This is a genomic window from Bradyrhizobium sp. CB2312, from assembly GCF_029714425.1.
In the GTDB taxonomy this organism is placed as follows: Bacteria; Pseudomonadota; Alphaproteobacteria; order Rhizobiales; family Xanthobacteraceae; genus Bradyrhizobium.
Genome location: NZ_CP121668.1, coordinates 4,234,548 through 4,252,193, shown reverse-complemented (window position 1 = coordinate 4,252,193; position 17,646 = coordinate 4,234,548). Strand labels below are relative to the sequence as shown.

The following is a 17,646-nucleotide window of genomic DNA, read 5'->3' as shown; positions in this document are numbered from 1 at the left end:
GACATGCGGCAACTGCTGAATGAGAACCCGGATTTCGCTACGCTCCATCCGGGCTACGTCCATCTCACAACGGCAAATTGTCGTGCTTCTTCGCCGGCATTTCCGTTTTCTTGTCCTTGAGCATCGCCAGCGCCCTTGCGATCCGCTTCCGCGTCGAGTGCGGCATGATGACATCATCGATGTAGCCGCGCTCGGCCGCGATGAACGGCGAGAGGAAGCGGTCCTCGTATTCCTTCGTTCGGGAGGCGATCTTGTCGGGGTCGCCGATGTCGCTGCGGAAGATGATCTCGACCGCGCCCTTGGCGCCCATCACCGCGATCTGGGCGGTCGGCCAGGCGTAGTTCATGTCGGCGCCGATTTCCTTGGAGGCCATGACGTCGAAGGCGCCGCCATAGGCCTTGCGGGTGATGATGGTCACCAGCGGCACGGTGCACTGCGAATAGGCGAACAGCAGCTTTGCGCCGTGCTTGATCAGGCCGCCATATTCCTGCGCGGTGCCCGGCAGGAAGCCCGGCACGTCGACGAAGGTGACGATCGGGATGTTGAAGGCGTCGCAGAAGCGAACGAAGCGCGCGGCCTTCCGCGAGGCGTCGCTGTCGAGCACGCCGGCCAGCACCATCGGCTGGTTGGCGACGAAGCCGACGGTGCGGCCGGCGATACGGCCAAAGCCGGTGACGATGTTCTTGGCGAAGGCTTCCGCGATCTCGAAAAAGTCGCCCTCGTCCACGACCTTCAGGATCAGCTCCTTCATGTCGTAGGGCTTGTTCGGATTGTCCGGGATCAGCGTGTCCAGGGAATCGTCGAGCCGCTCGATGGAATCGAAGCTCGGCCATTCCGGCACGCCGTCGGTGTTGTTGGACGGCAGGAAGTCGATCAGGCGCCGCATCTGCAGAAGCGTCTCGACGTCGTTCTCGAAGGCGCCGTCTGCGATCGAGGAGCGCGTCGCGTGCACCGAGGCGCCGCCGAGCTCTTCGGCGGTGACGACCTCGTTGGTCACGGTCTTCACCACGTCGGGGCCGGTGACGAACATGTAGCTGGTGTTCTTCACCATGAAGATGAAGTCGGTCATGGCGGGCGAATAGACGTCGCCGCCGGCGCACGGGCCCATGATGACCGAGATCTGCGGGATCACGCCCGAGGCCAGCACGTTGCGGCGGAACACGTAGGAATAGCCGGCGAGCGCGGCGACGCCCTCCTGGATGCGGGCGCCGCCCGCGTCATAGAGGCCGATGATGGGCGCCCGCGCCTTCATCGCCATGTCCTGGAGCTTCGTGATCTTCAGCGCGTGCGTTTCCGAGAGCGACCCACCGAACACCGTGAAGTCTTTGGCAAAGACAAACGTCTTGCGGCCGTTGACGGTGCCCCAGCCGGTAACGACGCCGTCGCCGGGCACCTTGGTCTTCTCCATGCCGAACTCGGTGGAGCGGTGCTCGACGAACATGTCGAACTCCTCGAACGATCCCTTGTCGAGCAAGAGCTCGATGCGCTCGCGCGCCGTCAGCTTGCCGCGGGCGTGCTGCGCCTCGATGCGCTTTTCCCCGCCGCCGAGCTTTGCGCCCGCACGACGTTCCTCAAGGGCGTCCAGGATATGTTTCATTTGCTCCCGCCAGTTCTTAACTAAGCCACGTTTGCCGGGGGTTCTAACACGCCATTTTGCGGACCGGGAAGCGGCTTTCGGCGCCGCAGGGCTGCCCTGACGCAGCGTGAAAGCGCAAGGAATCACAAAGTTTTGCCTGGGAGGCGACGATGGACGAACAAGCTGCCGAGACTGGCTCCGTGACAGGCGGCGTCAACATCCTGCTCCGCCTCGAGGGTCTGACCCTGTTCGTTGGCATGGTGATGCTCTACTGGGCCTGGGACGGCTCCTGGCTGGTCTTTGCCGTGCTGTTCTTCGTGCCCGATCTGAGCTTTCTGGCCTATCTGGCCGACGCAAAATTCGGCGCGCTGGTCTACAACGCCGCCCACAGCTACATGGCGCCGGTGGCGCTGCTGACGCTGGGCTTCGGCCTCGCCTCGCCGCTCACCCTGTCCATCGCCTTGATCTGGCTCGCCCATATCGGCATCGACCGGGCGCTCGGCTATGGCCTGAAATATTCGGCCGGGTTCGGCTTCACCCATTTGGGGCGGATCGGCCGCCAGAAGGACGCCTGATCTCAAATTTGGCGGCCCTCGCCGGTTGACCGGGCCGGCCGATTCAGGCTTGCTTCAAGGCCTTCGATCAGGCGCCGAATGTTGCGTGAGCCCAGTCGGTACGGCGGCGGTCATCACGCCCTGGCATCACCCATGTCCGCGACGGTCGTCCCACTGCCGCCCAAATCCTCGTCCGAAACCGTCGACTTCCTGCGGCGCATGGCCAGCATGGTGTCGGGACGCAACGGCGAGATGCTGCTGCGTGCGGCCGCGCTGATCGAGTCGCTGGCGCAGCGGGCGAGGTCGGCCGAGCGGCTCTATCACGAGACGCAGGAAGAGAACACGCGCCACGTCGAGCTGCGCGAGGCTGCCGAGCTCGCCTCCGATGCCATGGTCGGCCAGATCGAGGCGCTGCGCGCGCAGCTTGTCGAGGTGACCGCGGCGGCTGCCGACGAGCGCGTCGCCTTCGATGCCGAGCGCGGCAAGCTGCTCGGCCTGATGCAGGATGCGGAGAGCCACATCCGCAAGCTCGCGACCGAGCTCGAGAGCTTGCGCGCCTCGGTTGACGGTTTCAACGAGACCGCGGTCTCGGTGCCGATCGAGGTGCTGCGGCTGGCGCGGACCCAGTTCGATTATCTCTCCAGCGGCTTCGCCAAGCGCGGCGACGTGATCTCCCAGACCATGAGCGAGATCGGCGGCTTTGCCATCGACCAGGCGCTGACGGCGAAGAAGGCCGACACCGCCTGAGACGAGCGCCGCATGAGGTCGTCATGCCCGGCTTGTCCCGGGCATCCACGTTCTTTGCAGCGGCCGTTGGAGGAGTCCGTGGATGGCCGGGACAAGCCCGGCCATGACGCTGAGGAAGCACCTTGCCCTGCTGCAGCCTGCGTAAAATTGACAACGCGCGAGCTGGTTGGTCTACTCGCCCAAAATATCCGGGGGGATCCGATGGCCACCAATTGGCGTACCGCAGCGGTGCTTATGGCGCTATGCGTTTCGAGTGCATTTGCAGTCGGCGAAGCCAGCGCGCAATCCTTGCCGAAGGAAGTCGCAACACGCGCCGAGATCTACCCGATCCCCTCGCTCACCCTCTCCGACCAGCAATTTCTCAGCGGCGATGCGGCCGCGGCCAAGCCGGTGACGGTCGCAGGCGAATTCCGCGTCGCGCAGGGCACCGGGAAACTTCCCGTCGTGGTGCTGATGCATGGCTCGAGCGGCGTCGGCGCCACCACGGAAGCCTGGGTGCACGCGTTCAACGCCATGGGCATCTCGACCTTCGTGATCGACGGCTTTACCGGCCGCGGGCTCACGGTCGTCGGGCCGAACCAGGCGCTGCTCGGCCGGCTCAATCTCATCATCGATATCTACCGCTCGCTGGAGATCCTCGCCAAACATCCGCGCGTCGACCCTAATCGCATCGTGCTGATGGGCTTTTCGCGCGGCGGACAGGCGACGCTCTATGCGAGCCTGGAGCGCTTCAACAAGCTCTGGAACAAGTCCGGCATCCAGTTCGCGGCCTACATCCCGTTCTATCCGGATTGCTCGACGACCTATGTCGGCGACAGCGAGGTCGCCGCGCGCCCGATCCGGATCTTCCACGGCACGCCCGACGACTATAATCCCGTGAAGAGCTGCAAGGCCTTCGTCGAGCGGCTCAAGGCCGCGGGCCGCGACGTCGCGCTGACCGAATACCCCGACAGCGCCCACGGTTTCGACAGCGGCCTGCTCGGCGTCAACACGGTTGCGGTCTCCGCCAACGCGCAGACCGTGCGCAATTGCCATATCAAGGAGGGCGACGGCGGCGTGCTGATGAACGGCGAGACCAATGCGCCGTTCACCTACAAGGATGCCTGCGTCGAGCTCAACCCGCATGTCGGCGGCAATCCCGCGACCGCCGCGGAGGCGCGGAAGGCGGTGGAGGAATTTTTGCAGGCGCTGTTCAAGCTGAGCTGAGTGGCCGCGCGGCCTGCATGGTTCACGACGCCCCGCATCGCTGGCTCCTCCCTATGAGGGTTAGGTGGGAGTGACGGCGGCGCCACATGCTCCGTCATTGCGAGCGCAGCGAAGCAATCCAGACTCCCTTTCTGGAAAGACTCTGGATTGCTTCGTCGCAAGAGCTCCTCGCAATGACGTTGGAGAGAGAACAGCGCCAGCGCGGTAACGCTAGATCGCGCCGATCTCGGCAAGGCAGGCTTGCGTCAGGTTCATGCGCGCCTCGATGTGGCGCGGCTCCTTGCAATCCATGTTGAGCGCAAACACGGTGTGCGCCTCGCCCTTTTCGGCCCAGCCCACCATCCAGCCCAGCGACGGCTCGCCGCGCTCGGCGCCCAGTAGACCTGACTTGGCACGGATGATGCTGTCGCCCACCTTCGTCACCGGCAGGATGTCGGCGACGAGATCCTGGCTGCGCTTTGAGATCGGCAGTGCACGTCGGCGAAGACGGTCGACGAAATCGATCTGCTCGACCGGATCGATGCGGAGATTGCCGGTCAGCCAGAACTGGTCGATGCCGCCGCCGATGTCGCGATTGCCGTAGTCGAACTCGTCGACATATTTCTGCATGCGCTCCTGCCCAATGCGTCGCGCGATCTCCTGATAGACCAGCACCGCACTGACCGCGATGGCACTGCGCAGCGTGTGATCCTTGTTCCACGCCTCGATCGGCCGCTTCACGCCGTCCCACGGGAAGATGTCCTTGTCGGGGTCGGCGACGACGCCGGTCTCCAGCGCGATCAGCGAGTTCGGAATCTTGAAGGTCGAGGCCGGCAGCTTCGCTTCGCCCGAGCGCTCCTTGTCGCTGGCGACGATCAGATAGTCCTCGACCTTGTAGCCGACGAAGGTGCCCGACGTGCCGAGATCGGTGAAACGTTTTGCCAGGCTGTCGCGGATCTCGTTGCGCGGTGGCGCGACATGGGCGAACGCGCGCTGCGGCAGGATCGCAGTTGCGGCGAGAAGACCGAGGGTGGAACGGCGGGTGATCAAGAGCGGTATCCGTTGAGCAATGAGAGCCGGCGCGACCATGCAGCCGCTACGTGGTGAAACGATGACAGGTTACTTCTTGAGCATGATCTATTCGGAAAACCGCTGCACACTTTTCCGGATCATGCTCTACCGCCCCGGCCCGACAGCCGCAGCACGAACACCAGCACTTCGGCGACAGCCTTGTAGAGGTCGGGCGGGATCTCATCGCCGAGCTCGACCTTGGACAGCGCGCCCGCGAGGATTTCGTTCTCCTCGATCGGGATGTCGTTGGCTTTCGCGATCTCGACGATCTTTTCGCCGATGGTGCCCTTGCCCTTGGCGACGACGACGGGCGCGCCAGAGCCCTTCTCGTAGTGCAGCGCGATCGCGAGCTTGGACGGGTCGCTCATGTGGCGCGATCCAGGAAATGGCCGGCGCGCGCCGGTGCCGGCTGCGGAGGCGTGCCGTCGCGGACCAGGATGTCGCCGGGCTTGAGCTCGGCCCGCACCAAGGCTTGGTTGAGCTCGCCGACGCCGGCGCGGAGCTGCTGCGCGGTCGCCGGCCGCTCCGCCCACATCCGCACGAAGGTCTTGTCTCCGCTCAACGTGACCAGTGCATGCACGGGGCCGGCCGGCTCGACGTTGAGCGTGAAGCGCGCGCGCCAGGCGCGCTTGGCAGGATCGGCGGACTCATTGCCGCCGTCGCGCGAGATCTCGAACTGCGCCATCGCGGTGCCCTGCGGCGTCGCAAACGGAATCTCGAAATTCCACTGCGGCACGGACGGATCGATGCGATGGCCGGATGCATCGATGCGGTCGGGAAGCGAGGCAACTTGCAGCAGCGTCTGCCGCGCGATCGCCGCATCGGTGTCGTCGAGCAGGCGATGCACGGTTGCGGAGAGCGGCGTATCCGGCGCCAGCGAGGGCGCCGCAATGGCCTGCGCCGCCGGCAGCGCGCCGCGGAACGGCGGTGGCGTCGTGCGCGCGGCGGCCTCGAAGATATGACCGTCGGGCACGGCCTTGTTGGAGCCCGGCAAATTGCCGGTCAGGCGCGGCAGATTCTGTGCGGCCTCTTGCAGCAGGCTCGCGGCGAGGCCGGCGGACATGGTGCGCGGCATCGCGGCCTGCGACACGCCGGGGGCGATATCAGCCAGGACTGTCGCCGCGAGACTGGCGCCGCGTGGCATCTGCGGCGGCTGCGCGATCTCGCCTTCGCCCGCCGGCAATGCGGCCTGGGCTGTTCCGCCTGCTGCCTGTGCCGGCGCTGTAGCGACCTGCGTGGCCCCCGTGCCGCTCGTTGGGATCGCGCCGCCCTGTGCCGGTGGCGCGGCGGTCTCGATCGTCGCCAGCGTCTGGCGCAGCACCAGCAGCGCGGCCTTCAGGTCCGGCAGATTGCCGGATGACGGCGTTGCGCCGGCGGCGAGCGAAGCCTCGAGGAACAAGCCTGATTTCTGAAAGGCGGATTCGATATCGCCGCCGTCGAGGGCGGTGTTGAGCGGCGTCTGCTGCGCCAGCACGTCCAGCACCGCTTGCTTCAGGCCAACAGGCAGATCGCTGGCGGTGACGACGGAGGCGAGATTGGCGAACAGCGGCGCCTGGCTGCCCTGTTTTGTAACCGCCTCGGCCGAGGCGGCGGTGACGGCGACCTGCTCCAGCGGCGTCAGCGTATTGCGCGCCGCGGTTGCGGATGGCGCGAGCGACGGGCTCTCCACCAGCGAAGCCGCAGCCGGCGTCAGCGTGATCTGATCGGCGCTCGCCTCGCCTGCCCCGTTCATGACGGCAAGGCGGATGGTGCCCTCGTTCTGCGACACCGCGAGCTGGAGGTTCTGCCCCGGGGTCAGCGACACCTCGGACATTACATCCATCGAGAGGGTGGCGATCGCGATCCGCACCAGATTGTCGGCGAGGACGCTGACGACTTTTGCGTCGACGACGCTGCCGGCCTGAAGCACGAGATCGGGCGTCGCCGCATCAGCCACGGGGCTGGCGGCACTGACCGGTACGATCGAGCTTATCGGCGTCGGCATTTTGGGGCCCAGGGAATGCGCTTCCCACCCTAAGGCCGCCGTCGTAAACCTGTCGTTAAGGACCTTCGGCCGCTGGCGCCTTCACGGCGGCCAGAACCGCGACGGCGGCCTCGAAATCCCTGAGGCGGGCGGCGCGACGGGCGGCCGCTTCCTCGTCCACGCCCCATTGCTCGACATTCCAGTCCTCGTCGACATGGGCGGCGGCCCAGACCTGGCCGGCATCGCGCACGCCATGGGCCAGCGCCAGCGCCAGCAGCGCCGAGCCGGTCAGCGTCGTCACCATATGGAGCGCGGCGACCGACCAGGCATCCCCCGGCAGCGCGGCGCGGGCGGCCTGGAGCGCCTCGTCCGGCTGCTTCACATGCATGACGCCCTCGGACAGGATGAAATGCGCGCCCAGCGTCTCCGCGGCCCAGAACAGCACGGGATCCCAATGCGCGGCCTCGCGGGCGACCAGTCCCTCCGGGTGGCCGGCGCGATAGAACAGCAAATCGGACTCGAAGTATTTTGCGAGGTCGTCGCGGACCAGCTCGACGCGATCGACGACGCCCTCGACCACGCTGTTGGCGATCCGGGTCAGCGGCATGGTCACGGGATCGATCGCCTCGCCCTGGGCCGCCCATTCCGCAGCCACGGCGTCGGCCAGCGGGCGCGAGAGGATCACCACCTGGCGGCCGGACGGGGTGCGGATCGGCTTGCCGTCGAGCGTGATGGCAAAGCCGCCCTCGGCCTCGGTGACGCCGACCTCCTTGTAGAAGCGCTTGCGCAGCGGCGTGCGCGCGGAGGCACGCGCCGAGTCCCGCGGATCCGGCGGGGGCTGGCTTGCTGCTTCTTCGAACAATTCGCGCATGTGAGTTTTCGGTCCCGGTCGCTGGATGCTAGACTTTTAAGATAAGCCTTTAGGCCAGTACTTGCAGCCGATAAAGCGAGCGGCAGGCATGAGGGAACTTGCGGGCATCGTGGCCCTTTTCGCCGCGCTTTGGCTGGCCGCGGCGGAGGCCGGCTTTCGCACCCCGGAATCGCTGGTCCGCAACGTCTACGCCCATTACGGCGAGGGCGCGCCGGAGCTGTCCAAAGGCCTGCCGCGGGATGCGGCCACCGCCCGGCAGTTCTTCGATCCACCCCTGCGCAAGGCCTGGAGCGCGCCGCGGGCGGAGCCCTACGACTTCCTGGTGCAGAGCCAGAGCTGGAAGCTCGGCCCGATCGCGATCGCTATCATCCGCAGGCAATACGACAAGACCTATGTCACGGCGAATTTCGACAATCGCGGCCGGCCGGTGACGCTGAACTTCATCGTGGTCAACGGGCCGGAGGGCTGGCTGATCACGGATGTCGAGAGCCCGCATGACAGCTTGCGGATGTTTCTGGAGCAGTTTCGGAATTAGACACCGCTGTCTCCACACCGTCATTGCGAGCGCAGCGAAGCAATCCAGAATCTTTCCGCGGAGGCAGTCTGGATTGCTTCGTCGCAAGGGCTCCTCGCAATGACGGTGTTAGCAACGGAGCTCGCCCCCTACTCCTCCGGCGCGTTCTCGATCGGATCGAACCGGCTGGCATCGAGCCCGAGCAGATTCCACGACTGCTGCATGTGCGGCGGCAGCGGCGCAGTGGCGTCGATCACGCCACCGCGCGGATGCGGGATGACGATGCGGCGTGCCAAGAGGTGCAGCCGGTTTTGCAGGCCACCCGGCAGCTGCCAGTTCTCGATGTTGAAATATTTGGGATCGCCGACGATGGGGTGGCCGATATGCTCCATGTGGGCGCGCAGCTGATGGGTGCGTCCCGTCACCGGCTTCAGGGACACCCAGGTCAGCTTGTTGCCGGCGGTCTCGACCACCGCGTAATACGTCACTGCGTGGCTTGCACCCTCGTCGCCATGCTGGGCGATGCGCATGATGGTGTCGTCCTCGCTCTCCTCCTTGGCGAGGAAGGTCGAGATGCGGCCCTGCTTCGGCTTCGGCAGGCCCGGCACCAGCGCCCAGTAGACCTTTCGCGCCGACCGCGAACGGAACGCGCCGGTCAGATGCGAGGCGGCAAAGCGCGTCTTGGCGATCAGGAGGCAGCCCGAGGTCTCGCGATCGATGCGGTGCACGAGGCGCGGCTTCTGGCCCTTGGCATCGCGCATCACCTCCAGCATCTGGTCGATGTGCCGCGTCATGCCCGAGCCGCCCTGCACCGCAAGGCCGGCCGGCTTGTTCAGCACGAGGACGTCGTCGTCCTCCCAGATCGTCATCTCCTTCAGCGCCTTGAGCGTCTTCTGCGCAGCCTCGGAGAGCTCGCCGACGACCTTCGGCGCGTCGAGCTTCAGTGGCGGAATGCGGACGCTCTGGCCCTCCTCCAGGCGGTCCTTGCTGTCGACACGCTTGCCGTCGACGCGCAGCTCGCCTTTGCGGACGACGCGCTGGATGTGCGAGAACGACAGGCCGGGAAAGCGCGCTTCGAGAAAACGATCGACGCGCATGTTGTTCTCATCGGCCGTGACGATGACGGTCTGCACCTTGGTCGGCAGCAGCGCCTCGACGGGCTTTGCCGGCGCGGCTTTCTCAAGCGCGGACTTGGGCGGACGCCGCTCGGCGCGCTCGGGGCCACGCCGCTCGGCACGCTCTCCGGCAAAGCGCGGCGGCTTGCTGCCGGGCTTACCGCCCGAACGCGGCCCGGCCTTCTTCGCGCCGCGCGCCTGATGCGGACGTGAGTCGTCGCGCTCGTCACGCGAACGGGGCTTTGGATTCATTCTCTTGATGCGGCGGCTCATGATTGCCTGCGTACCCTAAAAGCGGCCTTTCGTCACGGCGAAATGGCCGTTTCTAGCGCGAGCCGCCCCGCTCCTTCCGCAGCTTGGCCCAGTAATCCAGCCGCTTCCTGATCTCGCGCTCGAAGCCGCGCTCGGGCGGGTCGTAGAAGGTCTGCCGGCCCAGGGCCTCCGGGAAGTAATCCTGGCCCGAGAAGGCGTCGGGGGCGTCGTGGTCGTATTCGTAAGCTGCGCCGTAGCCTTCCGACTTCATTAGCTTGGTCGGGGAATTCAGGATATGCTTTGGCGGCAGTAGCGAGCCGGCCTGCTTTGCGACCTGCATCGCCGTGCCGAAGGCGGTGTAGACCGCGTTCGATTTCGGCGCGGTGGCGAGATAGACGACGGCCTGCGCGATCGCGAGCTCGCCTTCGGGATGGCCGAGGAAGTCGAAGGCGTCCTTGGCGGCATTGGCGATGACGAGCGCCTGCGGGTCGGCAAGGCCGATGTCCTCCACCGCCATGCGCACCACGCGGCGGGCCAGGAACAGCGGGTCCTCGCCGGCGTCCAGCATGCGCGCGAGATAATACAGCGCGGCGTCGGGATCGGAGCCGCGCACCGATTTATGCAGCGCCGAGATCAGATTGTAATGGCCATCGGCCGATTTGTCGTAGATCGGCGCACGGCGCTGCAGGATGTCCTGCAACTGTGCGGCATTGAAGATCTCATCCGCCCGCGCCGAACGCCAGACCTCTTCGGCGAGCGTCAGCGAGGCCCTTCCATCGCCGTCGGCCATGCGCACAAGCACCGCCCTCGCCTCGGCATCGAGCGGCAGCTTCTTGCCCTCGACCGCCTCGGCATGCGCGAACAGCTTTTCGATCGCGGCCGCATCGAGCGAGCGAAACACCAGCACGCGCGCACGGGACAGAAGCGCCGCGTTGAGCTCGAAGGACGGGTTCTCGGTGGTGGCGCCGATCATCACCACCGTGCCGTCCTCCATCACGGGCAGAAACGAATCCTGCTGGGCGCGGTTGAATCTGTGCACCTCGTCGACGAACAGCAGCGTGCCCTTGCCCATCTCGCGGCGGGCGCGCGCGGCGTCGAAGGCCTTCTTCAGGTCGGCGACGCCGGAGAACACCGCGGAAATCTGCTCGAAATGCAGATCGGTGGCATCCGCCAGCAGCCGCGCCACCGTGGTCTTGCCGGTGCCGGGCGGGCCCCAGAATACCAGCGAGCCGAGCGTGCGCGTTTCCAGCATGCGCGTCAGCGCGCCATCGGGGCCGAGGATGTGATCCTGGCCGACGACCTCCGACAGCGCGCGCGGGCGCAGCCGGTCCGGCAGCGGATGCGGTGCCTCGTGGTCGAGCCCCGCCGCGGCAAAGAGGGTCGGCGTGTCCTGTGGTCGCTTCGGACTCATCCGCCCAGCGTGACGTTGATCTGCTGGCCGCCGCGCACCACCGTGATGCGCCAGATCCGCGGCCGCTCGCTCGCGGCCTTTTCGAGGTCGCCGGTCTTGCTGATCTTCTGGTTGTTGACCGCCAGGATGATGTCGCCCTTCTGGAAGCCGACACTCGCAGCCGCGCTGTCGCCGCCGAGATCGGTGACCACGACACCTTCGGTGTCGGCGTCCAGATGCAGCTCGTCGGCCACCGCCGCCGTGATGGTCGAGACCTTGGCGCCCTGGAACGGCGAACGCGCGGTGATGACGAGCTCGTTGCGGCCCGTATCGGGCGCGGTCTCCAGCGCCACCGTCAGCTTGAGCGGCTTGCCGCCGCGCTGCACGTCGATCTGCGCGGTACCGCCGAGCGGACGTGTGGCGAAGCGGTAGTCGAAGGCGTTTGGATCGTCCACGCTCTGGCCATCGATCCCGGTGATGAGGTCGGAGGATTTCAGACCGGCCTTCGCCGCCGGGCCGCTCGCGACCACGCTCGCGACCAGCGCGCCGGTCGGCGAGCGCAGGCCGAGGCTCTCGGCGATCTCGGGCGTCACCGCCTGCAGCTTGGCCCCCAGCCACGGCCGCTTCACCGCCTTGCCGCCGCTCTTGGCGGAGGCGACGACGACGCGCACCATGTTTGACGGGATCGCAAAGCCGATGCCCTGCGAGCCGCCGGAGCGCGAATAGATCGCGGTGTTGATGCCGGCGAGCCGGCCGTTCATGTCGACCAGCGCGCCGCCGGAATTGCCGGGATTGATCGCCGCATCGGTCTGGATGAAGAACTGGTAATCGGTGATGCCGACCTGCGTGCGCGCCAGCGCCGAGATGATGCCGTGGGTCACGGTCTGACCGACGCCGAAGGGGTTGCCGATCGCCATCACGACGTCGCCCACCATCAGCTCGTCCGAATTGGTGAATTCGAGCGCGGGAAACTTCTCCTTGGTGTCATTCAGGCGCAGCACCGCCAGATCACTGCGGGAATCCTTCAGCACGATCTCGGCCTCGAACTCGCGCTTGTCCGACAGCGACACCTTCACCTGGTCGGCGCCCTCGATGACATGGACGTTGGTGACGACGAGTCCGGTCGCATCGACGATGACGCCCGAGCCGAGCGAGCGCTGCACCTGCTCCTGCTGCTGGCCCGGCACGCCGAAGAAGCGGCGGAAGATCGTGTCGTCGAGCAGCGGATTGCGGTTCTGCACCACCTTGGCGGCATAGACGTTGACGACCGCCGGCTGCACCCGCTGCACGATCGGCGCATAGGACAGCCGCAGCTCGGCCTGCGAGGACGGGACGCGGCGGTCCTGTGCGGCGACCGGATTGAAGTGGGCTGAAAACGCTATGCACAATGCCGTGATGATAGCTGCGGGACGGATCGATCGAAACATTCCTACCTCTCGGAAAAGACGCCGGAATATAGGCGCGTTCGCCGGGCAATAGAAGGGCGGCGGGCGGCAATATTGCCCCTTCGGGTGTGTCCCGCCTGCAAGCCCCGCGTGCGAAATGACAACCCGCCTGCGGTGGTGGATTGGCATGATGCACGTCATCCAGCATGCTACCCGTGGCGGATTCGGTTGCGACGAAATTACATCAGTAGGAACCCGCGCAACCGGGGCGCGCCGTCGCGGGGCAGTCATCGACCATTCCTAGGCTCTCCGCCTGCGACTTGGGGAAGTTCGTCAACCGATGGAGTGATGACGTGAGCAAAACAAGAATTGCAGCCGCGGCGATTGGGCTCGCCGGCGCGCTGGCGGCCTCGCAGGCCCAGGCCCAATCGGCCAGCAGCAGCGAACAGGAGATCGCGCTGCTGAAGCAGCAGCTGAAGATGCTGGAGCAGAAGCTCGACAAGCTCCAGAGCCAGACCGCGGCGAACACCGCGGCCACGGCGAAGGCAAGGGCCGAGGCCAAAGCCGAAGCGAAGGCCGAGGCACGCTCGGAGGCGAAGGCGGTCGTCGCCAATGCCAATGCGGCGGTCCCGTTCAAGACTCCGCCGCCTGTGTCCGGTGCCGTGGTGACGATGCCGAACAACCGGCCGACCATCTGCACCGCCGACGGGGCGAACTGCGTCGCCATCACGAGCCGCGTGCATTGGGACGTCGGCGGCTACGATTTCCGCCCCAACACGGCGGCGACTGTGCCGCAAAAGCTCGACAGCGGCGAAAACGTGCGTCGCGCCCGCATCGGTGTCGTCGGCAAATTCCTCGAAGACTGGAATTTCGCGCTGATCTACGATTTCGGCGGCTCGTCGGACGGATTTGGCGGCACGGGAGCCGCTGGCACCACCCCTGTCGGCTTCCTGCCCGGAGGCGGCACATCCGGCATCGAAAACGCGTTTGTGAGCTACACTGGACTGAAGCCGTTCGGCGGCAAGATGGCGATCGAGGCCGGCATCATGGATATCGCCTGGACCCTGGATGAATCCACGAGCTCCAACGACATCGCCTTCATGGAGCGCGCCTCGGTCGGCATCATCGCGCAAAACATCGCCGCCGGCGATTTTCGTTCTGCCGCCGGTGCCCGCTGGTACAACGACGTGTTCTACGCCGGCGCCTACGTGACCGGCCCGACGACAGGTGCCATTCACTCCGCCTCGACCGCTTCGCCTCCCGGGACCAGCGAGCAATACGGCGCGACCGCCCGCGTTGCGGGCCAGGTCGTGAGCGGCAACGACTACTCGGTGCATCTCGGCGCCGACGCCGAGTGGCTGATCCAGCCACCGCGCAATCTGATCGCGAACACGCAAACGCTCACGCTCAGCGATCGTCCCGAGCTGCGCATCGATCCCACGTCGCTGATCTCGACCGGAGCGATTGCAAATGTGTCGGGCGCGCAGGTCTATGGCGTGGAAGCCGCGGCCACCTATGGACCGCTGTGGGTCCAGGGCGAATACTACTGGTTCAACATCGATCGCGATGCGAACACCGCGGTGGCGCCCGTCGGTACGTCGAGCCTGAAATTCCAGGGCGGCTACGCACAGGCGGCCTATGTCCTGACCGGTGAATCGCGCAAGTACAATCCGGCCAGTGCGGCCTATGGCGGCGTCAAGCCGAACAATCCGTTCTCGATCAACGGCGGCGGCTGGGGGGCCTGGGAGATCGCCGGTCGCTACTCGACCGTGGATCTGAACGATCAGCTGGCGACCGCCGCCGGCATCGCTGGCGGGCGGCAGACCATCTACACGCTGGCGCTCAACTGGTACGTCAACGGCAATGTGCGCTTCATGCTCGACTATCTGCATGGCACGGTGTCGAAGCAGGCCTCGGCGGTGTCGGCGACGGACACTGGCTCGAAGTTCGACGCTGTCGCGTTGCGCACGCAGTTTGCGTTCTGATCCTCGCTGTCGTCCCGGGGCGCGCGCCAGCGCGAACCCGGGACCCATAGCCACAAGCTGGAGTTTGGCGAGGACTCGGAGTTGCCGGCTCGCGCCAAAACTTCTCCCCGGGGTTATGGGTCACCGCCTTCGCGGGGACGACACCGAGGGTGCCGCAACAACTTCGCAGCAAAATTACGCCGCCCGCTTCGGCTTCTTCACGACCACCGGTGGCGGCGCGCAGGACAGCCGCTGCTGGTGGCTCTCGCCCCAGGCCTTCAGGATGTCGATCACCGGCTTGAGGCTCTCCCCTAGCTCGGAGAGGCAGTACTCCACGCGCGGCGGCACCTCGGCATAGACCTTGCGGATGACGAGCCTGTCCTCCTCCAGCGCGCGAAGCTGCTTGGTCAGCATGCGCTGGGTGATGCCGGGCATCCGGCGGCGCAACTCGCCGAAGCGCTGGGTGCCGCTTTGCAGGTGATAGAGGATCACGCCCTTCCATTTGCCGTCGATCAGGTCCAGCGTCGCCTCGACCGAGCAGCCGGGACGACGGGCAAAGTCGCGCCGTTTCATGCATATTTTCCCAATAGTATCCAAACAGGGACTATATCCCCGAATTTACAGTACTTGCCAAATGGAGGCCAGCGGGACAGTTAGCAGGCCAGGCGCACGCCACAAGCTGCGCGCCAACTGATGGAGACAAGCCATGAAGGCCGTCGGCTACAAAAAGTCGCTTCCGATCGAGGACGCGGATTCACTGATCGATTTCGAGACCGCAAAGCCGGAGCCCAAGGGACGCGACATCCGCGTCGCCGTGAAGGCGATCTCGGCCAATCCGGTCGATTACAAAGTGCGCAAGCGCGCCGCCCCGCCGGAAGGCGAGACGAAGATCCTGGGTTACGACGCAGCCGGCGTCGTGGACGCGGTAGGCCCCGAGGTGTCCCTGTTCAAGCCGGGTGACGAAGTGTCCTACGCCGGCTCGATCCTGCGCCAGGGCACCAATGCCGAATTCCATCTGGTCGACGAGCGCATCGTCGGCAACAAGCCGAAGAGCCTGTCGTTCGCGCAAGCGGCCGCGCTTCCCCTCACCTCCATCACCGCCTGGGAACTGCTGTTCGACCGCCTCGGCGCGGTGCCCGGCAAGAGCGTCGATCCGCGCACGCTGCTGATCACGGGCGGCGCCGGCGGCGTCGGCTCGATCCTGATCCAGCTGGCGCGCCGCCTCACCGGGCTCACGGTGCTCGCAACCGCGACGCGGCCGGAATCGCAAAAATGGTGCCTCGATCTCGGCGCGCATGCGGTGATCGATCACGGCAAGCCGATGAAGGAGCAGGTCGAGAGCTTGAGGCTACCGCCGGTCGCGCTGGTGGCGAGCCTCACCTATACCGACCAGCACTACAAGAGCATCGCCGAATTCATGGCGCCGCAGGGCCGGTTCGGCTTGATCGACGATCCCCCGGAGTTCACCATGAGCACCTTCAAGGGCAAGGCGATCTCGGTGCACTGGGAATCGATGTTCACGCGCTCCTCGTTCCAGACATCAGACATGATCGCTCAGCATCATCTGCTGAACGACGTCGCCGACCTCATCGACAAGGGCGTGCTGCGCACCACGCTCGACCAGACCTTTGGCACGATCAATGCGACCAACCTCAAGCGTGCGCACGCGCTGCTCGAGAGCGGCAAGTCGCGCGGCAAGATCGTGCTGGAGGGGTGGTAGACGCCGCATGCTCCGTCATGCCCGGGCTTGTCCCGGGCATCCACGGACGCTGTCGCCTTCGGTGACACGTGGATGGCCGGGACAAGCCCGGCCATGACGAATGCCGTTACGGCACCGCGCCCTCGACGAACAGCAGCCGCCGCTCCAAGGCACCGGCGCGGATCTTCAGGGCCTCGGCATATTCCGGCGAGGCGTACCACTCCTTCAGCCTCGCCATCGAGTCGAATTCGACGATGACGATGGCCTTCGGCGGAAGATTGCCTTCCGCAAGCTCGGCCTTGCCGCCGCGAACGAGATAACGTCCGCCGTACTGCGCGATCGTCTTCGCGGCGAGCGTGCGATAGGCTTCGAATCCGTCGAGATCGCGCATCTCGACTTCGGAGATCACATAAGCGGTCATCCGCGTTGCCCTATTGTTTTGAGCATGATCTTGTCGGAAAACCGCTGCGCACTTTTCCGGATCATGCTCTAGGCGATCGTATTGACGATGCCACCTTCCGCCCGCAGCGCCGCACCATTGGTGGCGGAGGCTTCCTTCGACGCGACGTAAACAACCATGTTCGCGATCTCATCGACGCTGGCAAACCGCTGGATCAGCGAGCTCGGGCGATGCTGCCTGACGAAGTTGGCGGCGGCCTCGTCCACCGACTGGCCGTTCTGCTTCGCGAGGTCCTTCACAAAGGTCTCGACACCCTCCGACATGGTCGGACCCGGCAGCACGGAATTGACGGTGACGCCGGTGCCGCGGGTGAGCTGCGCGAGGCCGCGCGCGACCGAGAGCTGGGCCGTCTTGGTCATGCCGTAATGGATCATCTCGACGGGAATGTTGAGCCCGGATTCCGAGGAGATGAAGACGATGCGGCCCCAGTTGCGCTTGAGCATGCCCTTCATGTAGGCGCGCGACAGCCGCACGCCGCTCATAACGTTGACCTCGAAGAAGCGGTTCCAATCCTCGTCCGGGATGTCGAAAAAGTCCTTCGGCTCGAAGATGCCGGCATTGTTGATGAGGATGTCGACCTCGGGAAGCGCCGATACGAGCGCCTTGCAGCCCGACGCGGTCGAGACGTCGGCGGCGATGCCGCGCACCTTGGCACCGCTCCCTTCCAGCTTGCGCACGGCCGCATCGACCTTGTCCTGGCCGCGGCCGTTGATCACGACGCTGGCGCCGGAAGCGGCAAGGCCCTTTGCGATGGCGTGGCCGATGCCGGCGGTCGAGCCGGTCACGAGGGCGGTCTTTCCGGACAGGTCGATCTTCATGCGTCGTCTCCATTGCGGTTGGTGCGGATATCGTGCGCAGCACAAGCGGATGCAATCACCCCTCACCGACGCGTGAGGATCG

Annotated in this window: 17 protein-coding genes; 6 read left to right on the top strand and 11 right to left on the bottom strand. The window is 65.8% G+C overall.

All coding sequences use genetic code 11. The annotated features are described in order from the left end of the window. Positions 1-64: 64 nt before the first annotated feature. Entirely contained in the window at positions 65-1,597 is a 1,533-nt protein-coding gene (locus QA642_RS20710) for an acyl-CoA carboxylase subunit beta (protein WP_283086257.1), read from the bottom strand. A gap of 149 nt (positions 1,598-1,746) precedes the next feature. Here QA642_RS20710 and QA642_RS20705 point away from each other — a divergent pair, with 149 nt between their 5' ends. From QA642_RS20705 to QA642_RS20695, 3 genes are all read left to right on the top strand, one after another. Next, positions 1,747-2,151 carry a DUF4260 domain-containing protein gene (locus QA642_RS20705; protein WP_283086256.1) on the top strand — a complete coding sequence of 135 codons (405 nt, stop codon included), beginning with the start codon at positions 1,747-1,749 and terminating at the stop codon, positions 2,149-2,151. A gap of 132 nt (positions 2,152-2,283) precedes the next feature. After that, positions 2,284-2,877, top strand: coding sequence for a hypothetical protein (locus QA642_RS20700; RefSeq protein WP_283086255.1), 594 nt, complete (start codon positions 2,284-2,286; stop codon positions 2,875-2,877). 201 nt (positions 2,878-3,078) lie between these two features. Next, on the top strand, positions 3,079-4,083 hold the full coding sequence (locus QA642_RS20695; protein WP_283086254.1) for a dienelactone hydrolase family protein: 1,005 nt from the start codon (positions 3,079-3,081) through the stop codon (positions 4,081-4,083). 210 nt (positions 4,084-4,293) lie between these two features. Here the strand turns inward: QA642_RS20695 and blaOXA are convergent, their stop codons facing one another. From blaOXA to QA642_RS20675, 4 genes are all read right to left on the bottom strand, one after another. Next, entirely contained in the window at positions 4,294-5,112 is an 819-nt protein-coding gene (gene blaOXA / locus QA642_RS20690; protein ID WP_283086253.1) for a class D beta-lactamase, read from the bottom strand. A gap of 119 nt (positions 5,113-5,231) precedes the next feature. Continuing rightward, positions 5,232-5,501, bottom strand: coding sequence for an EscU/YscU/HrcU family type III secretion system export apparatus switch protein (locus tag QA642_RS20685; protein WP_283086252.1), 270 nt, complete (start codon positions 5,499-5,501; stop codon positions 5,232-5,234). Next, positions 5,498-7,117, bottom strand: coding sequence for a flagellar hook-length control protein FliK (locus tag QA642_RS20680; protein ID WP_283086251.1), 1,620 nt, complete (start codon positions 7,115-7,117; stop codon positions 5,498-5,500). The genes QA642_RS20685 and QA642_RS20680 overlap by 4 nt, the downstream gene beginning before the upstream one ends. A 55-nt stretch (positions 7,118-7,172) precedes the next feature. Beyond that, the gene (locus QA642_RS20675; RefSeq protein ID WP_283086250.1) at positions 7,173-7,967 is read right to left on the bottom strand and encodes an ATP12 family protein; all 795 of its coding nucleotides are present in this window, start codon (positions 7,965-7,967) and stop codon (positions 7,173-7,175) included. A gap of 88 nt (positions 7,968-8,055) precedes the next feature. Between QA642_RS20675 and QA642_RS20670 the strand changes: the two genes are divergently transcribed. Then, complete coding sequence (locus tag QA642_RS20670; protein ID WP_283086249.1) at positions 8,056-8,502, top strand: hypothetical protein; 447 nt, start codon at positions 8,056-8,058, stop codon at positions 8,500-8,502. Positions 8,503-8,630: 128 nt separating this feature from the next. Here the strand turns inward: QA642_RS20670 and QA642_RS20665 are convergent, their stop codons facing one another. Genes QA642_RS20665 through QA642_RS20655 form a run of 3 tightly spaced genes read right to left on the bottom strand, consistent with a single transcriptional unit; the run spans position 8,631 to position 12,665 of the window. Continuing rightward, positions 8,631-9,869: an RluA family pseudouridine synthase gene (locus QA642_RS20665; RefSeq protein WP_283086248.1), complete on the bottom strand. Its 1,239-nt coding sequence runs from the start codon at positions 9,867-9,869 to the stop codon at positions 8,631-8,633. A 52-nt stretch (positions 9,870-9,921) separates the two neighbouring features. Beyond that, positions 9,922-11,259, bottom strand: a complete 1,338-nt coding sequence (locus QA642_RS20660; RefSeq protein WP_283086247.1) for a replication-associated recombination protein A — start codon at positions 11,257-11,259, stop codon at positions 9,922-9,924. Further along, positions 11,256-12,665, bottom strand: a complete 1,410-nt coding sequence (locus QA642_RS20655; protein ID WP_283086246.1) for a DegQ family serine endoprotease — start codon at positions 12,663-12,665, stop codon at positions 11,256-11,258. Before QA642_RS20655 ends, QA642_RS20660 begins: the two co-directional genes overlap by 4 nt. 311 nt (positions 12,666-12,976) lie before the next feature. Between QA642_RS20655 and QA642_RS20650 the strand changes: the two genes are divergently transcribed. Further along, positions 12,977-14,608, top strand: coding sequence for an OprO/OprP family phosphate-selective porin (locus QA642_RS20650; protein WP_283086245.1), 1,632 nt, complete (start codon positions 12,977-12,979; stop codon positions 14,606-14,608). 174 nt (positions 14,609-14,782) lie between these two features. On the opposite strand, the gene QA642_RS20645 is transcribed toward QA642_RS20650, so the two are convergent. Next, a complete protein-coding gene (locus QA642_RS20645; RefSeq protein WP_283086244.1) occupies positions 14,783-15,160 on the bottom strand; it encodes a helix-turn-helix domain-containing protein in 378 nt (125 codons plus the stop codon). 133 nt (positions 15,161-15,293) lie between these two features. Between QA642_RS20645 and QA642_RS20640 the strand changes: the two genes are divergently transcribed. Then, positions 15,294-16,307, top strand: a complete 1,014-nt coding sequence (locus QA642_RS20640; protein ID WP_283086243.1) for a zinc-binding alcohol dehydrogenase family protein — start codon at positions 15,294-15,296, stop codon at positions 16,305-16,307. Between the two features lie 106 nt (positions 16,308-16,413). Here QA642_RS20640 and QA642_RS20635 read toward each other — a convergent pair whose 3' ends face one another. Continuing rightward, positions 16,414-16,707 (bottom strand): DUF1330 domain-containing protein, encoded by a 294-nt coding sequence (locus QA642_RS20635; protein ID WP_283086242.1) that lies wholly within the window; start codon positions 16,705-16,707, stop codon positions 16,414-16,416. A 68-nt stretch (positions 16,708-16,775) separates the two neighbouring features. Then, a complete protein-coding gene (locus tag QA642_RS20630; protein WP_283086241.1) occupies positions 16,776-17,564 on the bottom strand; it encodes an SDR family oxidoreductase in 789 nt (262 codons plus the stop codon). Positions 17,565-17,646 lie beyond the last annotated feature (82 nt).